The organism is Streptomyces sp. NPDC005761 (assembly GCF_040630635.1).
In the GTDB taxonomy this organism is placed as follows: domain Bacteria; phylum Actinomycetota; class Actinomycetes; order Streptomycetales; family Streptomycetaceae; genus Streptomyces.
Genome location: NZ_JBEXXX010000109.1, coordinates 1 through 1334, shown reverse-complemented (window position 1 = coordinate 1334; position 1334 = coordinate 1). Strand labels below are relative to the sequence as shown.

The following is a 1334-nucleotide window of genomic DNA, read 5'->3' as shown; positions in this document are numbered from 1 at the left end:
GATGCTCCTATAGACGTCAAGCTGCAGGAGCAAGGTCGTTTTGGGTGACTTGTTCTGTTGGTGTGACGGTCAGAGCGCGGTAGACCTCGCGGGCGACGAATCGCTTGAGGCAGCGCATGATGTCCTTCTTCGACAGTCCTTCTTTGGTGCGGCGTTCGACGTAGGCGCGGGTGCGTTCGTCGTAACGCATGCGGACCAGCACGATGGTGTGCAGGGCGTTGTTCGCTGCCCGGTCACCGCCTCGGTTGAGGCGGTGACGGTGGGTGCGGCCGGAGGATGCCGGGATCGGTGCGACTCCGGCCAAGTGCGCGAACGCGGCTTCGGACCGCATCCGCTCGGGGTTGTCCCCGGCCGAGGCCAGGAGCTGGCCGGCGGTCTCGGAGCCGACGCCGAACATCTCCAGCAGCGCGGGGGCAGCCTGCCGGATCAGCGGACCGATCTCGGCGTCCAGCTCGGCGATCTCCTCGTCCATGGCCTGGTGGCGGCGGGCCAGGCGCCGTAGCGACGCCCGGGTCGCGGCCAGCGGGCGGGACAGGTCGTTGCCCAGTCGTAGCCGGGCCAGGGTGCGTATCAACGCGACCCGGTCCAGGCCGGTGACCTGCTCGCGCAGCATTGCAGGAGCGGAGACCAGCAGTCCGCGGATCTGATTCATGGCCTGAGTGCGGGCTTTGACCGCGCTGCGGCGGGCGGTCCGCAGGACGCGGACGGCCTCGACCACACCGTCCCGGCTCTTGGGTGTGCCCGTGGCCCGGCCCGACAGCACTGCCGTCGCGGCGGCGTAGGCGTCGATCGGGTCGGACTTCCCCTTCATCCGTCGGGTCTTGCGGTCGGGCCGGTCCACGTCGATCACCACGAGCCCGGCGGCGGTGAGTACCCGGGCCAGTTCGGCTCCGTAGGCGCCGGTGCCCTCGACCCCGACCGCGGCGGGTGTGCCGTGACCGCGCATCCAGTCCAGCAGATCCCGGTAACCGCGGATCGTGGCAGGAAACTCCTGGTCCGCAAGGTGCCGGCCGATGGAGTCAATCACCGCCGCGTGGTGGGTGAGGCCGTGGGTGTCGACTCCGCCGGTGATCTGGGCGCCGTCATGCGTCATGCTGGTCATGTCCGTCCTTGCCGATAGTCCGAGCCGAGGGCGGCACGCGCCGGTCGGGCGGGCGGACAAGACAGTGACGGGGCTTCTGCGACAAGCTCCTATGAAGTCACAAGCGCCCGTCCGGCCGCGTGCGTGGTGGCCCCGCTGACGCACCGACAAATCCCAAACAAGACAGTCGAAGACGTCAGTCAGTCGGCGAGTCAGACGCATCAGCAGAACCACCACTCACATCATCACTGTC

General features: G+C 68.5%; 1 protein-coding gene. It reads right to left on the bottom strand.

Going from position 1 to position 1334, the window contains the following annotated elements; translation table 11 throughout:
* Positions 1-16 precede the first annotated feature (16 nt).
* The gene (locus ABZ434_RS36070; RefSeq protein WP_359146342.1) at positions 17-1102 is read right to left on the bottom strand and encodes an IS110 family transposase; all 1086 of its coding nucleotides are present in this window, start codon (positions 1100-1102) and stop codon (positions 17-19) included.
* Positions 1103-1334: the final 232 nt, after the last annotated feature.

Coding starts and splice junctions, on each gene's coding strand:
- ABZ434_RS36070 (WP_359146342.1), bottom strand. CDS start 1,102: ATGACCAGCATGACGCATGACGGCGCCCAGATCACCGGCGGAGTCGAC.